The organism is Kribbella sp. NPDC049584 (assembly GCF_040675555.1).
GTDB lineage: Bacteria > Actinomycetota > Actinomycetes > Propionibacteriales > Kribbellaceae > Kribbella.
In genome coordinates this window covers 141693-158425 of sequence record NZ_JBFAPF010000016.1, presented here as the reverse complement: position 1 = coordinate 158425, position 16733 = coordinate 141693, and the positions used below count along the sequence as shown (strand labels likewise).

The 16733-nt window shown below is 68.8% G+C and carries 15 protein-coding genes; 7 read left to right on the top strand and 8 right to left on the bottom strand.

Going from position 1 to position 16733, the window contains the following annotated elements:
- Positions 1–176 precede the first annotated feature (176 nt).
- Entirely contained in the window at positions 177–1124 is a 948-nt protein-coding gene (locus AB0J62_RS38740) for a hypothetical protein (RefSeq protein ID WP_363882260.1), read from the bottom strand.
- 165 nt (positions 1125–1289) lie between these two features.
- Positions 1290–1997: a phosphate signaling complex protein PhoU gene (phoU, locus tag AB0J62_RS38735; RefSeq protein ID WP_363882258.1), complete on the bottom strand. Its 708-nt coding sequence runs from the start codon at positions 1995–1997 to the stop codon at positions 1290–1292.
- Positions 1998–2193: 196 nt separating this feature from the next.
- Between phoU and AB0J62_RS38730 the strand changes: the two genes are divergently transcribed.
- The 3 genes from AB0J62_RS38730 to AB0J62_RS38720 all read left to right on the top strand — a co-directional run bounded on the left by AB0J62_RS38730 (position 2194) and on the right by AB0J62_RS38720 (position 5206).
- The gene (locus AB0J62_RS38730) at positions 2194–3411 is read left to right on the top strand and encodes an ATP-binding protein (RefSeq protein WP_363882256.1); all 1218 of its coding nucleotides are present in this window, start codon (positions 2194–2196) and stop codon (positions 3409–3411) included.
- Positions 3408–4085, top strand: coding sequence for a response regulator transcription factor (locus AB0J62_RS38725; protein WP_133787236.1), 678 nt, complete (start codon positions 3408–3410; stop codon positions 4083–4085). The genes AB0J62_RS38730 and AB0J62_RS38725 overlap by 4 nt, the downstream gene beginning before the upstream one ends.
- Before the next feature lie 83 nt (positions 4086–4168).
- Positions 4169–5206: an iron-siderophore ABC transporter substrate-binding protein gene (locus AB0J62_RS38720; RefSeq protein WP_363882254.1), complete on the top strand. Its 1038-nt coding sequence runs from the start codon at positions 4169–4171 to the stop codon at positions 5204–5206.
- Between the two features lie 103 nt (positions 5207–5309).
- Here the strand turns inward: AB0J62_RS38720 and AB0J62_RS38715 are convergent, their stop codons facing one another.
- Positions 5310–5969, bottom strand: coding sequence for a hypothetical protein (locus tag AB0J62_RS38715; protein WP_363882252.1), 660 nt, complete (start codon positions 5967–5969; stop codon positions 5310–5312).
- A 275-nt stretch (positions 5970–6244) separates the two neighbouring features.
- On the opposite strand from AB0J62_RS38715, the gene AB0J62_RS38710 reads away from it, so the two are divergent.
- From AB0J62_RS38710 to ispF, 3 genes are read left to right on the top strand one after another with little or no spacing between them, the layout of a single operon-like run.
- Entirely contained in the window at positions 6245–6730 is a 486-nt protein-coding gene (locus AB0J62_RS38710; protein ID WP_130446326.1) for a CarD family transcriptional regulator, read from the top strand.
- A gap of 32 nt (positions 6731–6762) precedes the next feature.
- Entirely contained in the window at positions 6763–7461 is a 699-nt protein-coding gene (gene ispD, locus AB0J62_RS38705; protein ID WP_363882250.1) for a 2-C-methyl-D-erythritol 4-phosphate cytidylyltransferase, read from the top strand.
- Complete coding sequence (ispF, locus tag AB0J62_RS38700) at positions 7458–7928, top strand: 2-C-methyl-D-erythritol 2,4-cyclodiphosphate synthase (RefSeq protein ID WP_363882248.1); 471 nt, start codon at positions 7458–7460, stop codon at positions 7926–7928. The genes ispD and ispF overlap by 4 nt, the downstream gene beginning before the upstream one ends.
- A 24-nt stretch (positions 7929–7952) precedes the next feature.
- Here the strand turns inward: ispF and AB0J62_RS38695 are convergent, their stop codons facing one another.
- Positions 7953–8939, bottom strand: a complete 987-nt coding sequence (locus AB0J62_RS38695) for a nitrilase family protein (protein ID WP_363882246.1) — start codon at positions 8937–8939, stop codon at positions 7953–7955.
- Positions 8940–9009: 70 nt separating this feature from the next.
- Here AB0J62_RS38695 and AB0J62_RS38690 point away from each other — a divergent pair, with 70 nt between their 5' ends.
- Complete coding sequence (locus tag AB0J62_RS38690; RefSeq protein WP_363882244.1) at positions 9010–9882, top strand: LysR family transcriptional regulator; 873 nt, start codon at positions 9010–9012, stop codon at positions 9880–9882.
- Between the two features lie 25 nt (positions 9883–9907).
- On the opposite strand, the gene AB0J62_RS38685 is transcribed toward AB0J62_RS38690, so the two are convergent.
- The 4 genes from AB0J62_RS38685 to AB0J62_RS38670 are packed head-to-tail and all read right to left on the bottom strand — an operon-like array spanning position 9908 to position 16669.
- On the bottom strand, positions 9908–10573 hold the full coding sequence (locus AB0J62_RS38685) for a hypothetical protein (protein ID WP_363882242.1): 666 nt from the start codon (positions 10571–10573) through the stop codon (positions 9908–9910).
- A gap of 3 nt (positions 10574–10576) precedes the next feature.
- Entirely contained in the window at positions 10577–11875 is a 1299-nt protein-coding gene (locus AB0J62_RS38680) for a M1 family metallopeptidase (RefSeq protein ID WP_363882240.1), read from the bottom strand.
- Positions 11875–15807 (bottom strand): Pls/PosA family non-ribosomal peptide synthetase, encoded by a 3933-nt coding sequence (locus AB0J62_RS38675; RefSeq protein WP_363882238.1) that lies wholly within the window; start codon positions 15805–15807, stop codon positions 11875–11877. Before AB0J62_RS38675 ends, AB0J62_RS38680 begins: the two co-directional genes overlap by 1 nt.
- A 52-nt stretch (positions 15808–15859) precedes the next feature.
- The gene (locus AB0J62_RS38670; protein ID WP_363882236.1) at positions 15860–16669 is read right to left on the bottom strand and encodes an NAD(P)H-binding protein; all 810 of its coding nucleotides are present in this window, start codon (positions 16667–16669) and stop codon (positions 15860–15862) included.
- Between the last annotated feature and the right edge of the window lie 64 nt (positions 16670–16733).

Below are 16733 nucleotides of genomic sequence, written 5' to 3'. Positions count from 1 at the left end.
TCCGGGGGTAGTCGCACGGCAGGTGTCGTTTACCAGGCGGGTGGGGTTGGTGCGGCGGAACCCCGGCCTGGTGGCGCAACGTGCTCCCGGCAATAGAACAGTCGCGCCGGAGGCGTGTCCATCAAAGGAGCAGCCCTCGGCAACCAGTTGGTTGCCGAGGGCTGCTTGTTTGGGAGTTACTCGCCGCGCATCGGGTCGTAGTGGGAGGTGAGGCGGACGGCGTTGATGCCGTTGTAGACGACGCCGGGGATCTTGCCGTAGCCGGTCAGGGCGGTGGCTGCGCCGTTGGCCTTGCTCATGGCGTAGAGGGTGCCGGTCTGGGTGTTGTTGTCTACGCCGACGATCAGTACGCCGCCGCGGAGGCCGCAGTTCTCGACGACCAGGGACTCGAAGTTCTGCCAGCCGCCGGTGCGGATCCGCTTGAGGACCGGCTTGGTGGAGGCGGCGACCGGGATCCGTACGGTCCAGAGCGCGCCGGCGGTCGTGGTCATCAGCAGGGTGTCGTACGTCATGGTCTCGCTGAGCACCGTCATCGTCTTGAAGCCCTTGAAGCCCGGGAACGAGCCGAGGGATTTGATGCCGGCGCCGACGATCGAGTAGCGGTACAGGCTGCCGTTGCTGTTCAGGCCGTACAGGTACGCGTGGCTCGGGCCGTCGATGCTGTCGTTCGAGGTGGCGATGGTCTTGAAGCTCGTCCAGCCGCCGCCAACCTTCTTGAACGTCGCGACCGGGGGCCGGATTCCGTCGTACACGTAGGTCGTGTGCCGGTACAGATTCCCGCCCTGCAGCAGCAGGCCGTAGTAGTAGAACTGGGTCGCCGCCGCGTTGGCGGCCATGTACCAGGTCGCGTTCGCCCGGGTGCCGACGAACTTGAAGGACTCGTACGGCGTGCCCTGCGGCGGACGGCCGGCGGTCACGTCGGCGGCCTCCATGGTGCCGGCCGCGGTCGGGTAGCCGGTCGTGAGCCCGCAGGCCTCGGCGGCGGCCTTCGCGGAGTTCGACTGCTTGGTCAGGTCGGACCAGGGCTTCGGGTCGGTCTTCGCGGCGGTGGCCGGCGTAGACACGACGGACGCAGCGAGCAGGCCCATCCCTGCCATCGCGAGGGCGAGTCGTTGCAGTCTCATGGGCGGATCCTCTTTCAGGAGAAGTCTTTCAGGTCACTTCCCGTCCCATCGCGCCGCGAACACGCGGCGTTACATCGACGACTGGACGTGACCAGATCGAGACATCCTTCAAAAAACAGCCCCCGGCAACCAAAATGGTTGCCGGGGGCTACAGAAATCGGTGGGTCAGTTGCCGTTCGGGTTGGGGGCGGACGCGCCGGCGCCGGAGCCGGCTGCGGTGCCGCCGATGGCTACCGGGAGCTCGCCGGTGACCAAGTAGACGACTCGGCGGGCCATGGCGACCGCGTGGTCGGAGATGCGCTCGTAGTAGCGGCTGAGGAGGGCCATGTCGACGGCGACCTCGACGCCGTGCGGCCAGGCGTCGTCCATCATCAGGCGGAACTGGTTGGAGCGGAGCTTGTCCATCTCGTCGTCGCTGGCCTCGAGCTTGCCGGCGGCCTCGACGTCGCGGGTCGCGATCACGTCGCCGGCCGCGTCGACCATCCTGCCCGCGACCGAGCCCATCGACTCGATCACGTCGTGCAGCTCGGTCGGGATCGCGGGAGCGGGGTAGCGCATCCGGGCGATCTTCGAGACGTGGGCGGCCAGGTCGCCCATCCGCTCCAGGTCGGCGACCATCCGCAGCGCGGCGACGAGCATCCGCAGCTCGTTGGCGACCGGCGACTGCCGGGCCATCAGCTCGAAGACCTTCTCCTCCACGCCTTCGCCGGCGGCATCGAGCTGGATGTCGGCCGCGATGACCTCTTCGGCCTTGCGGATGTCGGCCTCCAGCAGCGCGGCGGTCGATCGGCGTACGGCGGTCGACACCGTCCGCGTCATCCGTTCCAGCTCGGCGAGGATGTCGTCGAGCTGCTCGTGGTAGGTGTCACGCATGGTGTTCGAATCCGATCTGTGGTGTCCGGTGCCACGGCAGGGCACCCGCACGGTACCCGTCCACCGGTGACCGTATGCCGTCGAGGTTGCCGGACGGCGACGAGTGGTGAACGACCGATGAACAGTTAGGTCGTGTCCCGGTCATCCGGTGCTCATTCGGTCTTTCCCTGCTGGTTGCCCGCGTAGCATCGTTGCCGTGGACCCCACGCTGGCTGCGGTGCTGGGCGGCGTCATCGGCGCGGCCCTGGCTCTGCTTTCACTCGGCGCGATGATGCTTTCCGAGCGGGCCCAGCGCAAGATTCCCGAGACCTCGGACCCGATCGTCCCCGCGGGCGTCGCCACGGTTCTGTCGGTACTGCGTTCGTCGGCGGTCGTGATGGGCCCTGAGGACCAGGTCCTGCAGGCCAGCGCCCCGGCGCACGTGCTCGGCATCGTCCGCGGTGAGCGGCTGGTGGTCGACGACATCCTGACGATGGTCCGCCAGGTCCGCCGCGACGGCGAGATCCGCCAGCAGGATCTCGAGATCGTCCGCGGCCGGCTCGGCGCCACGCAATACGTCAGTGCCCGCGTCGCGCCGCTGGGCAGCCAGCTGGTCCTGGTGCTGGTCGAGGACCGGACCCGGGAGCGCCGGCTGGACGCGATCCGGCGGGACTTCACCGTCAATGTCAGCCACGAGCTGAAGACCCCGGTCGGCGCGCTGATCCTGCTCGCCGACGCGGTCTCGGAGGCCTCCGACGACCCGGACGCGGTGCAGCGGTTCTCGGACCGGATGCGGATCGAGGCCTCCCGGCTGAGCCGCCTGGTCAAGGAGATCATCGAGCTGTCCCGGTTGCAGGGCGACGACCCGCTGGAGAACCCCGGCCCGGTCGACGTCAACGCGATCATCGAGACCGCGGTGGACCGGTGCCGGATCGACGCCGACGACCGCGACATCAAGATCGTGGTGAAGACCGAGCCCGACCTCGAGGTGATGGGCAGCGAGGACCAGCTCGCGATGGCGATCGGCAACCTGGTCGAGAACGCCATCAACTACAGCCCGGACGGCACCCGGGTCGCGGTCGCCGCGCACCCGATCGGCGACCTGGTCGAGCTGACCGTGTCCGACCAGGGCGTCGGCATCCCGAGCAGTGACCTGGAGCGGGTCTTCGAGCGGTTCTACCGGGTCGACCGGGCCCGCAGCCGCGAGACCGGCGGCACCGGGCTCGGCCTGTCGATCGTCAAGCACATCGCCTCCATCCACGGCGGCGACGTCCGGGTGTGGAGCGTCGAGGGCCAGGGCTCCACCTTCACCGTGAGACTCCCGCTGCGGCTCGAACCCGCGCCGGGCCAGACCGGCTCCTCCAGCCAGGAAGAGCAGGCCGTTCCCCTGACGCCTACCCCGTCAGGTCAGATCGCAAAGGAGACAGCTTCGTGACCCGAGTGCTGGTCGTCGAAGACGAAGAGAGCTACAGCGACGCGCTGTCGTACGTACTGCGCAAGGAAGGGTTCGAGGTCGCCGTCGCGGAGACCGGCCCGGATGCGCTGGACGAGTACGACCGCGCCGGTGCGGACATCGTCCTGCTCGACCTGATGCTGCCGGGTCTGTCCGGCACGGAGGTCTGCCGGGCGCTGCGCAGCCGGGGCAACGTCCCGGTGATCATCGTGAGCGCCAAGGACACCGAGGTCGACAAGGTCGTCGGGCTCGAGCTGGGCGCGGACGACTACGTGACCAAGCCCTACAGCCCGCGCGAGCTGCTCGCCCGGGTGCGCGCCGTACTGCGTCGTGGGCAGGACGTCGAGCTGTTGCCGGACACCCTCGAGGCGGGCCCGGTCCGGATGGACGTCGAGCGGCACGTGGTGACGGTGTCCGGGACCGAGATCCGGCTGCCGCTGAAGGAGTTCGAGCTGCTCGAGATGCTGCTGCGGAACACCGGCCGGGTGCTCACCCGCGGTCAGCTGATCGACCGGATCTGGGGCGCCGACTACGTGGGCGACACCAAGACCCTCGACGTCCACGTGAAGCGGCTGCGCTCGAAGCTCGAGAAGGACCCGTCGAACCCGCAACACCTGGTCACCGTGCGTGGCCTGGGCTACAAGTTCGAGTCCTGAGTCACACCCCCGCAGGTCGCAACGGCCGAGGGGGTTAGCTTAGGCTCTCCTTAGTTGAGGCAATTGGTCTAAGGAGAGCCACCATGTCCTGGTCCCGTACCAAGGTCGGCCGAGTCGTCAGCGCGGTCACCACCGTGCTGCTCGCCACGACCACGCTGGCCGCTTGCGGCAGCGACGGCGACAAGCAGACCGGCACAGCGGCCGGTTCGGCCGACTCGTCACAGTCCGGGTTCCCGGTCACGCTGAAGAACACGTTCGGTGATACGACGATCACCGAGAAGCCGGAGCGGATTGTCACGCTCGGCTGGAACGCCCAGGATGTCGTCTACGCGCTGGGCGAGACCCCGGTCGGGATGCCGAAGGTCACCTACGGCCCGACCGCCGACGGCGTCACCGCGTGGGACGCGGACAAGTTCGACAAGTCCAGGACGACGTTGCTCGACACCGGGGACAAGTACCCGTTCGAGAAGATCGCGGCGCTCAAGCCCGACGTCATCCTGGCGCCGTACGAGGGCTTCGACGAGGCGACGTACAAGACCCTCAGCGGGATCGCGCCGACCGTCGCGTACCCGGGGGCGCCGTGGCAGACCACCTGGCAGGACCAGACGCTGCTGGTGGGTGAGGCGCTCGGCAGGAAGGCCGACGCGGAGAAGCTGATCTCCGGCATCGAGGACAAGATCAAGCAGGTCGCCGCCGCGCACCCGGAGTTCAAGGACAAGACGATCACGGTGGGCTCGTTCGGCGCGGACAACTACGTCTACATGCCGGGCGACCCGCGGGTGCAGATCCTGAACGAGATGGGCTTCAAGAACGCGCCGGGCGTGGAGGCGCTGCAGAAGACCAACACCAAGAACGAGTTCTCGCTCGCGATCAGCAAGGAGAAGGTCGCCGACGTCGATGCCGACGTGCTGATCGCGTACGTCGACGGGATCGGGACGCAGAAGTTCCTGTCCGACCCGGTCTACTCGTCGCTGCAGGCGGTCAAGAGCGGCGGGGCGTACGCGCTGCAGGACCAGCAGGTGATCTCCGGGATGAGCGCGGTCAGCGTGCTCAGCGTCCCGTGGGTGCTGGACAAGATGCTGCCGGGCCTGTCGAAGGCAGCCTCGGCCGGCAAGAACTGAGGCCAGTAGGAGCTTGTACGGCGAGCCTCGGTCACCGGCCCGCCGTACGAATGAAGAACGGGCCGTCCCGCGCCGGGGCGGCCCGTTCTGTCGTGCTGGTGGGCTACTCGTTCCCGGCCGGGGACGGGGAGTAGTGGTCGTCGGTGAGGACCGGGACGTACGCCGAGACCGGCGCGGCGTTGCCGAACGTGACGGTCACGTTGACCATCTGACCCGGCTTCGCACCGGTCACGATGATCGCCGGACCGGCGTCCTCCGCGCCTGGGGTCGGGGCCGACGGGGTGTCGGTCGGTGCCGCGGACGGGGTCTCGGAGGGGGTCTCGGACGGGGTGGCGCTCGGCGTGGCCCCGGCTTCTGCGATCGGCGGGGACTCGGTGCCCGGCAGGCGGAGCGCGGTGTGCGGTGCCAGGTCGATCGGCTGGGTCAGGCCCTCGAACTTGACGTCGGTCGGCTGGTCGGCGCCTGCCTGGCCGTCCTGCGTGCCGGGTGCCGCCTGCGCGATGCCGACCAGCGTGTCCGCCTCGTCACCGGTGTTGACGATCACGCTGTGCAGTTCGCCCTTGCCCTCGGCATCGGCCAGCACCAGCATGTTGCGGATCTTGAGCTGGCCGGACTCGAAGTTCGTGCCCTCGGCGGCCTGGTACGGCTGCAGGGTCGGCGCATTGAAGCTCGCGCTGCACGCCGCCAGCGCGATACTGAGAGTGGCGGCGGCACTCGCCAGCGCAGTACGCCGGGCGAACCGCGAGGACAACGTGATCGGCACTGGAATCCCTCTCGTGCAAGCTGATTCGACACTGTCTAGGACAGTTCGTGACGCCGTCAGGCGGCCGCCTCCGGCGCCCCAAAGCGTAGCCCTCGGGCTCCCCGGGGCCGACGGCGGGATGCCCCTGGAGGGGGCGGTAGGCAACGGCCCGCGCGCGTACGAGGCACGCAAGAGAACGTTTGTCAAGGCGAGAAATGGCCCCTGACCAGCGCAAACGCCAGAACCGGACCACCGGCCGCGTGGTAGGATAGATCTTGGAAAGGGGCATTTCACACATGACTTTCACAGTCGGCGAGACGGTTGTATACCCCAATCACGGAGCGGCCGTCATCGAGGACATCGAGACCCGTCAGATCAAAGGTGAGGACAAGACCTATCTGGTCTTGAGGATCGTCGCTCAGAACGACCTGGTCGTCCGGGTCCCCGCGTGCAACCTCGATCTTGTCGGCGTGCGTGACGTCGTGGATCAGGCCGGCCTGGAGCGCGTCTTCGACGTGCTGCGTGCACCGCACACGGAGGAGCCGACCAACTGGTCGCGTCGTTACAAGGCGAACCTGGAGAAGCTGCACTCCGGTGACGTGCTGAAGGTGGCAGAGGTCGTCCGCGACCTGTGGCGCCGTGAGCGTGACCGCGGTCTGTCCGCCGGTGAGAAGCGGATGCTGGCGAAGGCTCGCCAGATCCTCGTCTCCGAGCTGGCGCTGGCCGAGCACACCAACGAGGACAAGGCCGAGGCCATCCTCGACGAGGTCCTCGCCTCCTAAGACTGTTGACCCAGTCTGAGCTGCAGTTCTGAATGACTAGCGCGGTCGTGATTCCCGCGGCCGGTTTAGGGCTGCGGCTCGGTGGAGAGACACCGAAGGCATTTCGAGAGGTCGGTGGCGATTCGTTGCTGGTCCACGCGGTGCGTGGGCTGAAGGCAGCGACCGCCGCCGACCTCAGCTGTTTCGTGGTCGCCGTCCCACCGGGTGCGGAGGAGGCTGTCTCCAAGGAACTCGAGCCGTACGTCGGGGACGCGACGCTGCTTGTCGTCGCCGGTGGCGCCGAGCGAACCGATTCGGTCCGGGCTGCGCTGGACGTGGTCCCGGTCGACGGGATCGACTGCATCCTGGTGCATGACGCGGCCCGGGCGTTCGTCCCGGCCGATGCGATCGAGCGGGTGGTCGCGGCGGTGCGAGCCGGCGCCGAAGCCGTCGTACCGGTGGTGCCGGTGACGGACACGATCAAGCGGATCGGGCCCAGTGGCGAAGTCGTCGACACGCCCGACCGTTCGACGCTGGTTGCCGTCCAGACGCCGCAGGGGTTCGCCCCTGAGGTGCTGCGTCGCGCGCACGCCGCGGGCGCTGATGCGGGCGTGACGGACGACGCGATGATGTGCGAGCGGCTCGGCGTGACCGTGCAGACGGTCGAAGGATCGCCGGACGCGTTCAAGGTGACCCGCCCGCAGGACCTGCTGCTGGCCGAGGCCTTGCTGGCGGAGAGGCGGTCCGGGTGAAGATCCCGCGGGTCGGCAACGGTGTCGACGTACATCCATTGGAGGACGGTCGCCCGATGTGGCTGGCCGGTCTGCACTGGCCGGACGAGCCGGCTGGGCTGTCAGGTCATTCCGACGGCGATGCAGCCGCCCATGCCATCTGTACTGCGCTGCTCGCGGCCGCGAAGCTGGGCGACCTGGGATCGAACTTCGGCACCGCCGAGCCGGAGTGGGCCGGTGCGGCCGGCGTCGCGCTGGTGGCGGAGGCCGCGCGCCGGGTGCGGGCGGCCGGGTTCGAGATCGGCAACGTCACGGTGCAGATCGTCTGCAACCGCCCACGCATCGGCACACGCCGCGAAGAGGCCGAGAAGGTGCTGTCAGCTGCCTGCGACGCCGAGGTTTCGGTGAGCGCGGCAACGACCGACGGCCTCGGCTTCCCCGGCCGCGCCGAAGGCATCGTCGCGATCGCCACCGCGCTCATCTACTGATCCTTGAGCACCCACCAACCGTTTTCAGGCGCTGTCCGTGGTTGGTGGATGCCCAAAGTCGACCGGATCCGGGGAGAAGCGGGCCGCGCGGGGATCGAGTTCGTTGCCTTGGCGCTCGGTGAGTAGGCCGTAGAGCTCGGGGCGCCGGCCGCGGAGCCAGCGGCGGCCGGTTGCCAGGGGCACCAGATCCAGGTCGAGGTCGGCGACCACCACGGCCTCGGCGGGGACGGGCGTCTCCGCGACGATGCGACCGTATGGGTCCAGGATCATCGCGTTCCCGGTGCGCAGCTCGTCGTCGTCCCGGCCGACGCCGTTGCTGAACAGGACGAACAGCCCGTTGTCGTGCGCCCGCGCCGGCAGCCACCGCATCAGCCAGCCCCGCCCGCTCGGCCCGTTGAACGCCGCCTCGATCCGCCCGCGGTCGCCGCTCTCCCAGACCTCGAGCGGGATCGGCTTCATGCCGTACGGGCTGCGCGAGTTCGTCCCGCCGGTCTGGTGTGGGGCGATCAGGACCGTTGCGCCGAGCAACGCCGTGATCCGTACGTTCTCGACCAGGTTGTTGTCCCAGCAGATCAGCACGCCGGCCCGGAAGCCCCACGGCGTGTCGAACACCGTGTACGACGATCCGCTCGCGATTTGCTCGTGCTCGAACGCATGCAGCTTCCGGTGCACGTGGACGGTGCCGTCCGGCAGGCACACGGCGTACGCGTTGAAGAGCGAGCCGTCGGCATCTTCCAGGAACCCGACCCCGATACCGGCGTCCAGCTCCTTGGCCAGGGCAACGACGCGGCTGATCAACGGCCCGTCGGCCGGCTCGGCCAGCTCGTGGAGTCGCTCGGGGGTATGACGGCGCAGATGCCAGTAGCCGAGCAGACACATCTCGGGAAGTACGACGAGCCGGGCGCCGTCGGCGACCGCCGCACGGGCCAGTCGCTCGACGGTGGCGAGGTTGGTCGCGGGCTGGTCGGGAGTGGGCTCGAACTGGACGACGGCGGCGCGGAAGGACGTCATACGACCATCGAAACGCCGATCGGTTCATGACGTCCAATAGCCGTTCGGCACGATTCCATATCCTGGAGTTATGGATCTCCGTCTGCTCCGGGCGTTCGTCACGGTAGCCAGGCTGCGGAACTTCGGCGCCGCGGCCGAGGAGCTGTCGACGAGTCAGCCGGCGCTGACCAAGCAGATCCAGGTGCTGGAGCGTCGGGTCGGTTCGGTGCTGTTCAGCCGGGGTCGGTACGGCGCCCGGCTGACCCCGGCCGGGGAGCTGCTGCTTCCTGACGCTCTGGAGTTGCTCGACCGGTCCGAGGCCTTCGAACGACGGGCTGCCCAGGTCGCGTCCGGGGCTGAGGGATCGCTGGCGATCGGGTTCGGGCTGTCCGGCATCGAGCTGGCTCCGAAGGCCGTCGCGCTGTTCCGGAGTCGGTGGCCGGGAGTGACGATCTCGCTGGAGGACATGCCGTCGTCGGTGCAGTGCGAGCGGCTACTGGCGGGGAGCTTGCAGATCGGGTTCGTGCGGTTGCCGGTGCCGCCCGGTCTCGAACACCTTCGGTTACGACGGGATCGGCTCACGCTCGCGGTCCAGGCGGAGCAGGACCTTCCCCGCGACCTGGTCCACTGGATCGACTCCCGCCCACTGATCCGGCTGACACCCTCGCGGGGTCCTGGGCTGGCGGCGCAGATCAACAGCCTGTACGCCGAGCTTGGTTGCCATCCGCAAGTACTTCAGGAAGCCGGTGATCTACAGACCGTGCTCGCCCTGACCGCGGCCGGCGCGGGGCCTTCCGTCGTACCGCAGTCTGCCGAGCGGATCGCGCCGCCGGAGGTCCGGCTGGTGCCGCTGCCGGGACGTGCGGCGACCTGGTGGATCGGGACCGCCTGGGCGACGAGGACGCCACTTACCGAGCGTTTTGTGAAGGCCGCCGCCGAGGTGGCGCGGCAGGGCGCGACGTGACCGTGCGTGTTCCGGCTGACGCTGCCTAGGGGCCGGAGCTGAAGCCTGGCTTCACGACATGCCGGACATCGCCGTGCAGGCGGCGGTTGTGGACGGCCGCGGCCGCGATGATGCCGGCGGCAACGAGCAGGCAGAGGACGCCGCCGACGAGGTCGGCGGTCACGTTCTCCTCGCCGACGAACTCGGGCTGCAGTACGCCGTGCTTGTCGACGATCACCGGCACGTTGCCGCCGGGGAAGTCGTGCGAGCCGTGTTTGGTGAAGTCGTAGCTGTGGCCGTTCGGGCAGTCGGCGGTGAACTCGTACACCGGGTCGCCGTGATACCCGCGGACGTGGCAGGTGATCGTTGTACCGACCTGGGAGAGCGCGACTGGCGTCGGCGTCATCACGAACGGCACCGCCGCAAGTCCGCCGGCCAACGCACCGAAGTACCCGAAGTTGCCGCCGCCCAGGGTCGCGACGCCCATCACCAGGAAGCCGACACCCAGCACCAGCACAAGCACCGAGAGCACGATGTCGTGCGGCGGGAACGTGTACAGCGCGCCGGCCGCGACCAGCAGCACCCAGCCCAGGACGATGTGATGCCAGGTCGGCCCCTTCGGCGAGCCCGGCCGCCGGAGGTGACGCCCGGCGACGATCACGATCGCGATGATGGCCGCCATCCCACCGAAGAACTCGATCCCGATCCGCATCGACTAGCGCTTCCGCGGCAGCGGGGGCAGCTCGTAGGAGTCCAGCCAGGCGGCGAACAGGTGGCGGAGGGCTTCCTCGTCCGGGCTGAACGTGGTCGCCAGAGCGATGAACTCGGCGGTGGTGACGGAGCCGTGCCGATGGACCTTGGTCCAGGTCTGCAGGAGTTCGAAGAACGCGTCGTCGCCGAGGTGCTTCCGCAGCACGTGCAGGGTGATCGCGCCGCGCTTGTAGAGGCGGTCGTCGAACATCAGCTCCGGCCCGGGGTCCGACAGCATCAGGTCCTGCGGCAGCCCCTTCAACCGCGAGTGCGCCTTCGAGACCTGCTGGTCGGCAGTGAGGCCGCGTGACTCTTCCGACCACAGCCACTCGGCGTAGCAGGCGAAGCCTTCGTTCAGCCAGATGTGCTGCCAGCTCGCCGGGGTCAGGCTGTTGCCGAACCACTGGTGCGCCAGCTCGTGCGCGACCAGCCGCTCCGACCCACGCCGGCCGTCGACATGGTTGCTGCCGAACACCGAGATGCCCTGCGCCTCGAGCGGGATCTCCAGCGGATCGTCGGTCACCACGACCGTGTATCCGCCGAACGGATACGGCCCGAACTGCCGGCAGAACAGCTTCATCATGTCCTGCTGCCGCCCGAAGTCGTGCCGGAACTCACGGGTCAACCGACCTGGCACCGCACCCTTGGTCGTCACCGGTGTGGTGGCCAGCCCCACCTCGTCGTACGACCCGATCTGCACGGTCGCGAGGTACGTCGCCATCGGCGCTGCCTGGTCGAACACCCACGTCGTACGACTCGCCTTCACCCGGCGCGACACCAGCCGTCCGTTGGCGACGACCTGGTACGGCGAGTCCGTGGTGATCGAGATCCGGTAGTGAGCCTTGTCGCCTGGATGGTCGTTGCACGGGAACCAGGTGGCCGCGCCGCTCGGCTGGCTCGCGACGATCACGCCCTCGGTGAGCTCCTCCCACCCGAGCTCGCCCCATGGGCTGTCCTCGGGCTTGGGGTTGCCGCCGTACTGGATGTCGACGGTGAACTCGGCGCCGTCGGGCAGGTTCGCGGTGATGTAGAGCTTGCCCGCACGCTGGGTGAAGCGCTGCGGTCGGCGGCCGTTGACCAGGACCTTGGACGCGCGCAGTCCGGATAGGTCGAAGCTGAACCGGGACAACGCCTGGGTGGCCAACGCCGTGATCGTTGCCTTGCCGCTCAGTCTGTTGCTGTTGACCCGATAGTCGAGCTCGAGGTCGTAGGACTCGACCTTGTAGCCGGCGTTTCCATGGGTGGGCACATAAGCGTCAACCATCAGCCCTGCCAGGGCCCGATCGGGTTCCCCGCCCAGCGGGTACCCGCCGGGACACCTTCACCACGCATCACGAGAGACACCGGCCCGATGGTAGCTCCTGCTCCTACCGAGGCGGCCGGGAGGACGATGCCGTGGGGCCCGAGGGTTGCTCCCGGCCCGAAGGTGACTGTGCTCATGGAGAGAACTCGATCATGAAAAAGGTGCGTCTGCAGCACGCAGCCGCGATTCACCGTGGCGCCGTCGCCCAGGGTGATCAGATCTGCCTCGGGCAACCAGTACGTCTCGCACCAGACACCCTTGCCGATCTTGGCTCCGAGTGACCTGAGCCACAGGTTGAGTACCGGCGTACCGGCCGCCGCGTTCGCGAACCACGGCGCCGCGACCAGCTCGACGAAGCTGTCGACCACCTCGTTGCGCCAGACGAACGAGCTCCACAGCGGATACTCGACCGCGCGCGTCCGGCCCACGATCAGCCACTTCGCGACCGTCGCCATCCCTCCAGCGACCGCGCCGGCGGCCAGGATCACCGCGCCGGAGAGCAGCAGTGCAGCCAGCGGACCGAGCCAGATGTCGAGCGCCTGCAGCGCGAACAGCACGCCGAGCGCGATCAGCACCGTGCACATCATCGGGACGAAGCGGCACAGCTCGACCAGCGCCCGCGCGACCTTGAGCTTGTACGGCGGGTTGAACGTCCGGCTCTGATCGCCCGTGACGGCCTGACGGCGGAGCTTCACCGGCGGCGACCCGAGCCACGACGTACCGGCCTTCGACTTCTTCGGGGCGGCGGACAGTACGGCGACCAGGCCGTTCTTCGGCACGCTGCGGCCGGGTGCGGTCATGCCCGAGTTGCCGAGGAACGCGCGTTTGCCGACCTTCGCGCCGGCCACGTGCAGCCAGCCGCCACCGAGCTCGTACGACGCGATCATCGTGTCGTCGGCGAGGAACGCCCCTTCGCCGACGGTGGTCATCTTCGGGAGCAACAGCACGGTCGAGGCCTCGACATCGCGGCCGATCTTCGCGCCGAGCGCCCTCAGCCACCACGGCGTCAGCAGGCTCGCGTACATCGGGAAGAGCAGGGTGCGAGCCGAGTCGAGCAGCCGCTCGGTCGCCCAGACCTGCCACCCGATCCGGCTGCGGACCGGGAAGTGACCGGGCTTGATCCCGATACCGAGCAGCCGTACGCCGATCAGTGTGAGGACCGCCATCGTCACGAAGCCGACCAGCGTCATCAACGGGATCGCTTCCAGCGCCTTGAGCGCTGCGTCGCCGAGGGTCTGCGTGCCCTTCACATACTGTCCGAGTACGACGAACGCCGCCGCTGCGGCCGCGACAGGGATCAAGGACATGATCGCGGACTGGACGCCGTACGCCGCGACCCACCAGGGGGCGCGAGCGGGCCGATGGTCCGGCCACGGGTGCCGGGCACGACCGATCCGGGCCGCCGGCGAGCCGGACCAGCGCTCGTTCGCGGGCACCTTGCCGGAGACGGCTGAGCCGGCCATGATCTCGGCGTTCCGGCCGATCTCCGCGCCCGGAAGCAGTGTGCTGCGGGAACCGACCACGGCCTCGGCACCGACGTGCACCGGGCCGACGTGCAGTTGGTCGCCGTCGATCCAGTAGCCGGCCAGGTCGACCTCGGGCTCGACGGACGCGCCGCGACCCATCGTCAGCATGCCGGTCACCGGCGGAAGCGTGTGCAGGTCGACGCCGCGGCCGACCTTGGCGCCGAGCGCGCGGGCGTAGTACGCGATCCACGGCGCACCTGCGAGGTTGGCCGCGCCGGCTGCGTCGGACAGGTTCTCGGCGGCCCAGAGGCGGACGTGGACGTTGCCGCCGCGTGGGTATGTGCCGGGCTTGAGGCCGCGCAGGAGGATCCGGGCACCGACGACTGCGATGCCCATCCGGCCGGCCGGGCTGATGAGGATCAGCCAGCCTGCCAGGATCCACCACCACGACACGGTCCGTACCCACGGCAGCGGCTCGATCAGCTCGGCGAGCAGGTTGTTCAGCGTGAAGAGGTACACCAGCCAGCGGACGCCGACGACGGTCTGGAGGATCAGGGTCAACGCCGTCTGCAGGAGTTGGGTGCCCTTCGGCGTCGGCCGGATGTCACGCAGCTCGACCGGCTCGAGCGCGGCCGGCTGGAACTCGTCGAGCCGCTCGGCCAGCGCGCCAAGGCGCGGGTACTCGTAGATGTCGCCGACGGTGACGTCCGGGAACTTCTCCCGGAGGGCCGAGACCAGCTGCGCAGCGGCGAGACTGCCGCCGCCGTGCAGGAAGAAGTCGTTGTCGGCACTGGTCACCTTGGCGCCGAGGACCTTGGTCCAGCGTTCGGCGAGCCAGCCCGCAGTGCCGGACAGCTCGGCAGGCGGGCCGTCGCTGTCCATCCCCGGCAGCGGCCACGGGAGCGCGTTGCGGTCGACCTTGCCCGACGTCCTGGTCGGCAGCGTGTCGACGACGGCGAGCAACGGCACGAGCGCGGCGGGAAGTTCTTCACGCAGCCGCGCTGTAGCTTTGGCGTTGTCGAACGAGGTCGGGTCGTCCGGTACGACGTACCCGACGAGGAGCTGATTGCCGGCCGCGCTGTTGCGGACGGCGGCCGCGGCGCCGGTGATGCCGGGGAGGGCCTGCAGGGCGGCATCGACCTCGCCGAGCTCGATGCGGCGTCCGCCGAGCTTGACCTGTTCGTCGGCGCGCCCCTGGAACAGCAGGCCCAGCGGATCGGACCTGACCAGGTCGCCGCTGCGGTACGCGCGCTCCCAGCCGAGCGTCGGCATCGGGGCGAACTTCTCCGCGTCCTTGACCGGGTCGAGGTACCTGGCCAGGCCGACACCGCCGATGATCAGCTCGCCGATCTCACCGTCGGCAACTTCGTTGCCTGCGGCATCTACTACGGCGAGATCCCAACCGTCCAAGGGGAGACCGATCCGGACCGGGCCGACGCCCGTGAGCTGGGCGGCGCAGGCCACCACGGTCGCCTCGGTCGGGCCGTAGGTGTTCCAGACCTCGCGGCCGTCGACCGCGAGCCGCTCGGCGAGCTCGGGCGGGCAGGCCTCGCCGCCGAAGATCAGCAGCCGCACCTGGTCCAGCGCGTCCGGCGGCCAGAGCGCCGCGAGGGTCGGCACGGTGGAGACAATAGTGATGCCTTGGGCAATCAACCACGGGCCGAGGTCCATACCGGTCCGCACCAGCGACCGCGGCGCCGGCACGAGACAGGCGCCGTGCCGCCAGGCCAGCCACATCTCTTCGCAGGACGCGTCGAACGCGACCGAGAGGCCGGCCAGGACGCGGTCGTCCGGTCCGATCGGCTCGTTCTGCAGGAAGAGGCGGGCCTCGGCGTCGACGAACGCGGCGGCCGAGCGGTGCGTGACGGCGACACCCTTCGGTACGCCGGTCGAGCCCGAGGTGAAGATGATCCATGCGTCGTCGGTGGTCTCCGGGCCCTCCCCGCGGCGCGGGACATCGGTCACCGTCGGGGCGTCCATGCGCGCGGAGTACGGGTAGTCGAAGGCGCCGTTGGCTGCTTCGTTGTCGACGATCGGTTGCTGCTGGGGACGGGTCACCGTCAGCTCGAGCTCGTCGCCGACGGTGGCGGCGACCGCTGCTTCACCGAACACCAGCTCGGCGCGCTCCTCGGGGTCGTCCGCGTCGACGGGAACGTACGCCGCGCCGGCTTGGAGCGTGCCGAGAATCGCGACGTACAGGTCGTTGTGGCCGGACGAGATCCGGATGCCGACGCGGTCGCCCGGACCGATCCCCGCGGTCGTCAGGCGGTTCGCGAACTTGGTCGTCTGCTCCAGCAGTTCGCGATAACTGAGGCTGACGCTGCCGTCGTCGAGCGCCGGCTCGTCGGCATACCTGTTGGCCGTCTCCTCAAGCACATCCACAAGCGTCCGCGCGGCCGTCGCCAACTCCCCGCGTCGCAACGTCACGGCCGGATAATACGCCGCATGGTTATCAGCTGGATAACCCGAAGCAAACACCTCAATCGCTTGTTGTATCCCGATCGTGTGCGAATGCCTTGAAAGTACGGGCTTTGCGACCAAGCGCTCGCTCCACATCGGTCGTCGGTTCGCCGCCGTGCCCGTCGGCGATGGAGGCCAGGATGCCGGTGAGCAGTTCGGCGCCGGCCCGCGGAACGCCTTGGGCTACTTGCTGTTCGATGTACTCGGCCGGAGACAGAGCGACGTACTCGACGGGACGGCCCGCCTCGGTCAGATGCTTGGCGGCTTCGGTGAACGTAATGGCTTCCGGGCCGGTCAATTCGTAGGTGCGGCCGTTGTGATCGGCCGTCGTCAGAGCGGCGGTGGCTACGTCCGCGATGTCGTTGGCGTCGATGAACGGCGTACGGCCGTCACCGGCCGGCAGGGCGAGGGTGCCGGAACGGACCGCGTGCTTCCACGGGCCTTCGGTGAAGTTCTGCGCGAACCAGTTGGGGTGCAGGATCGTCCACTCGGCATCGGAACCGCGGACGGTCTGCTCGACGGCGTGCAGGGGATGGCTGGGGTCGGATGCGCGGGATGCCGACAACAGGACAAGCCGTCGTACGCCGGAAGCGAGCGCCGCCTCCGCGAACCGGGCCAGGCGGTCTCCCGGGCGGACCGTAGGTTCCATGAGATACGCGGCGGTGATGCCGTCGAGCGCCGGCGCCCACGTGGACGGGTCGTCGAGGTCGAGTCGTACGTCGCTTCCTGTGCGCGACGCCGTACGGACCTCGTGGCCGGTGGAGCGAAGGCGGTCTGCGATTCGGCGGCCGGTGGTGCCCGTGCCGCCGAGGACGAGGAACTTGTTCATAGGGCAAGCCAACGGGAGTCGGCGCAGACGATCCATGGGAGAGCGTCGCCGATCCATTTGTGAT

Excerpts from the sequence above, each read along its gene's own strand:
- AB0J62_RS38690 (WP_363882244.1), top strand. The coding sequence starts at position 9,010 with ATGGATCTCCGTCTGCTCCGGGCGTTCGTCACGGTAGCCAGGCTGCGG.
- AB0J62_RS38670 (WP_363882236.1), bottom strand. The coding sequence starts at position 16,669 with ATGAACAAGTTCCTCGTCCTCGGCGGCACGGGCACCACCGGCCGCCGA.
- AB0J62_RS38680 (WP_363882240.1), bottom strand. The coding sequence starts at position 11,875 with ATGGTTGACGCTTATGTGCCCACCCATGGAAACGCCGGCTACAAGGTC.
- phoU (WP_363882258.1), bottom strand. The coding sequence starts at position 1,997 with ATGCGTGACACCTACCACGAGCAGCTCGACGACATCCTCGCCGAGCTG.
- AB0J62_RS38740 (WP_363882260.1), bottom strand. The coding sequence starts at position 1,124 with ATGAGACTGCAACGACTCGCCCTCGCGATGGCAGGGATGGGCCTGCTC.
- ispD (WP_363882250.1), top strand. The coding sequence starts at position 6,763 with ATGACTAGCGCGGTCGTGATTCCCGCGGCCGGTTTAGGGCTGCGGCTC.
- AB0J62_RS38685 (WP_363882242.1), bottom strand. The coding sequence starts at position 10,573 with ATGCGGATCGGGATCGAGTTCTTCGGTGGGATGGCGGCCATCATCGCG.
- AB0J62_RS38710 (WP_130446326.1), top strand. The coding sequence starts at position 6,245 with ATGACTTTCACAGTCGGCGAGACGGTTGTATACCCCAATCACGGAGCG.
- AB0J62_RS38695 (WP_363882246.1), bottom strand. The coding sequence starts at position 8,939 with ATGACGTCCTTCCGCGCCGCCGTCGTCCAGTTCGAGCCCACTCCCGAC.
- AB0J62_RS38720 (WP_363882254.1), top strand. The coding sequence starts at position 4,169 with ATGTCCTGGTCCCGTACCAAGGTCGGCCGAGTCGTCAGCGCGGTCACC.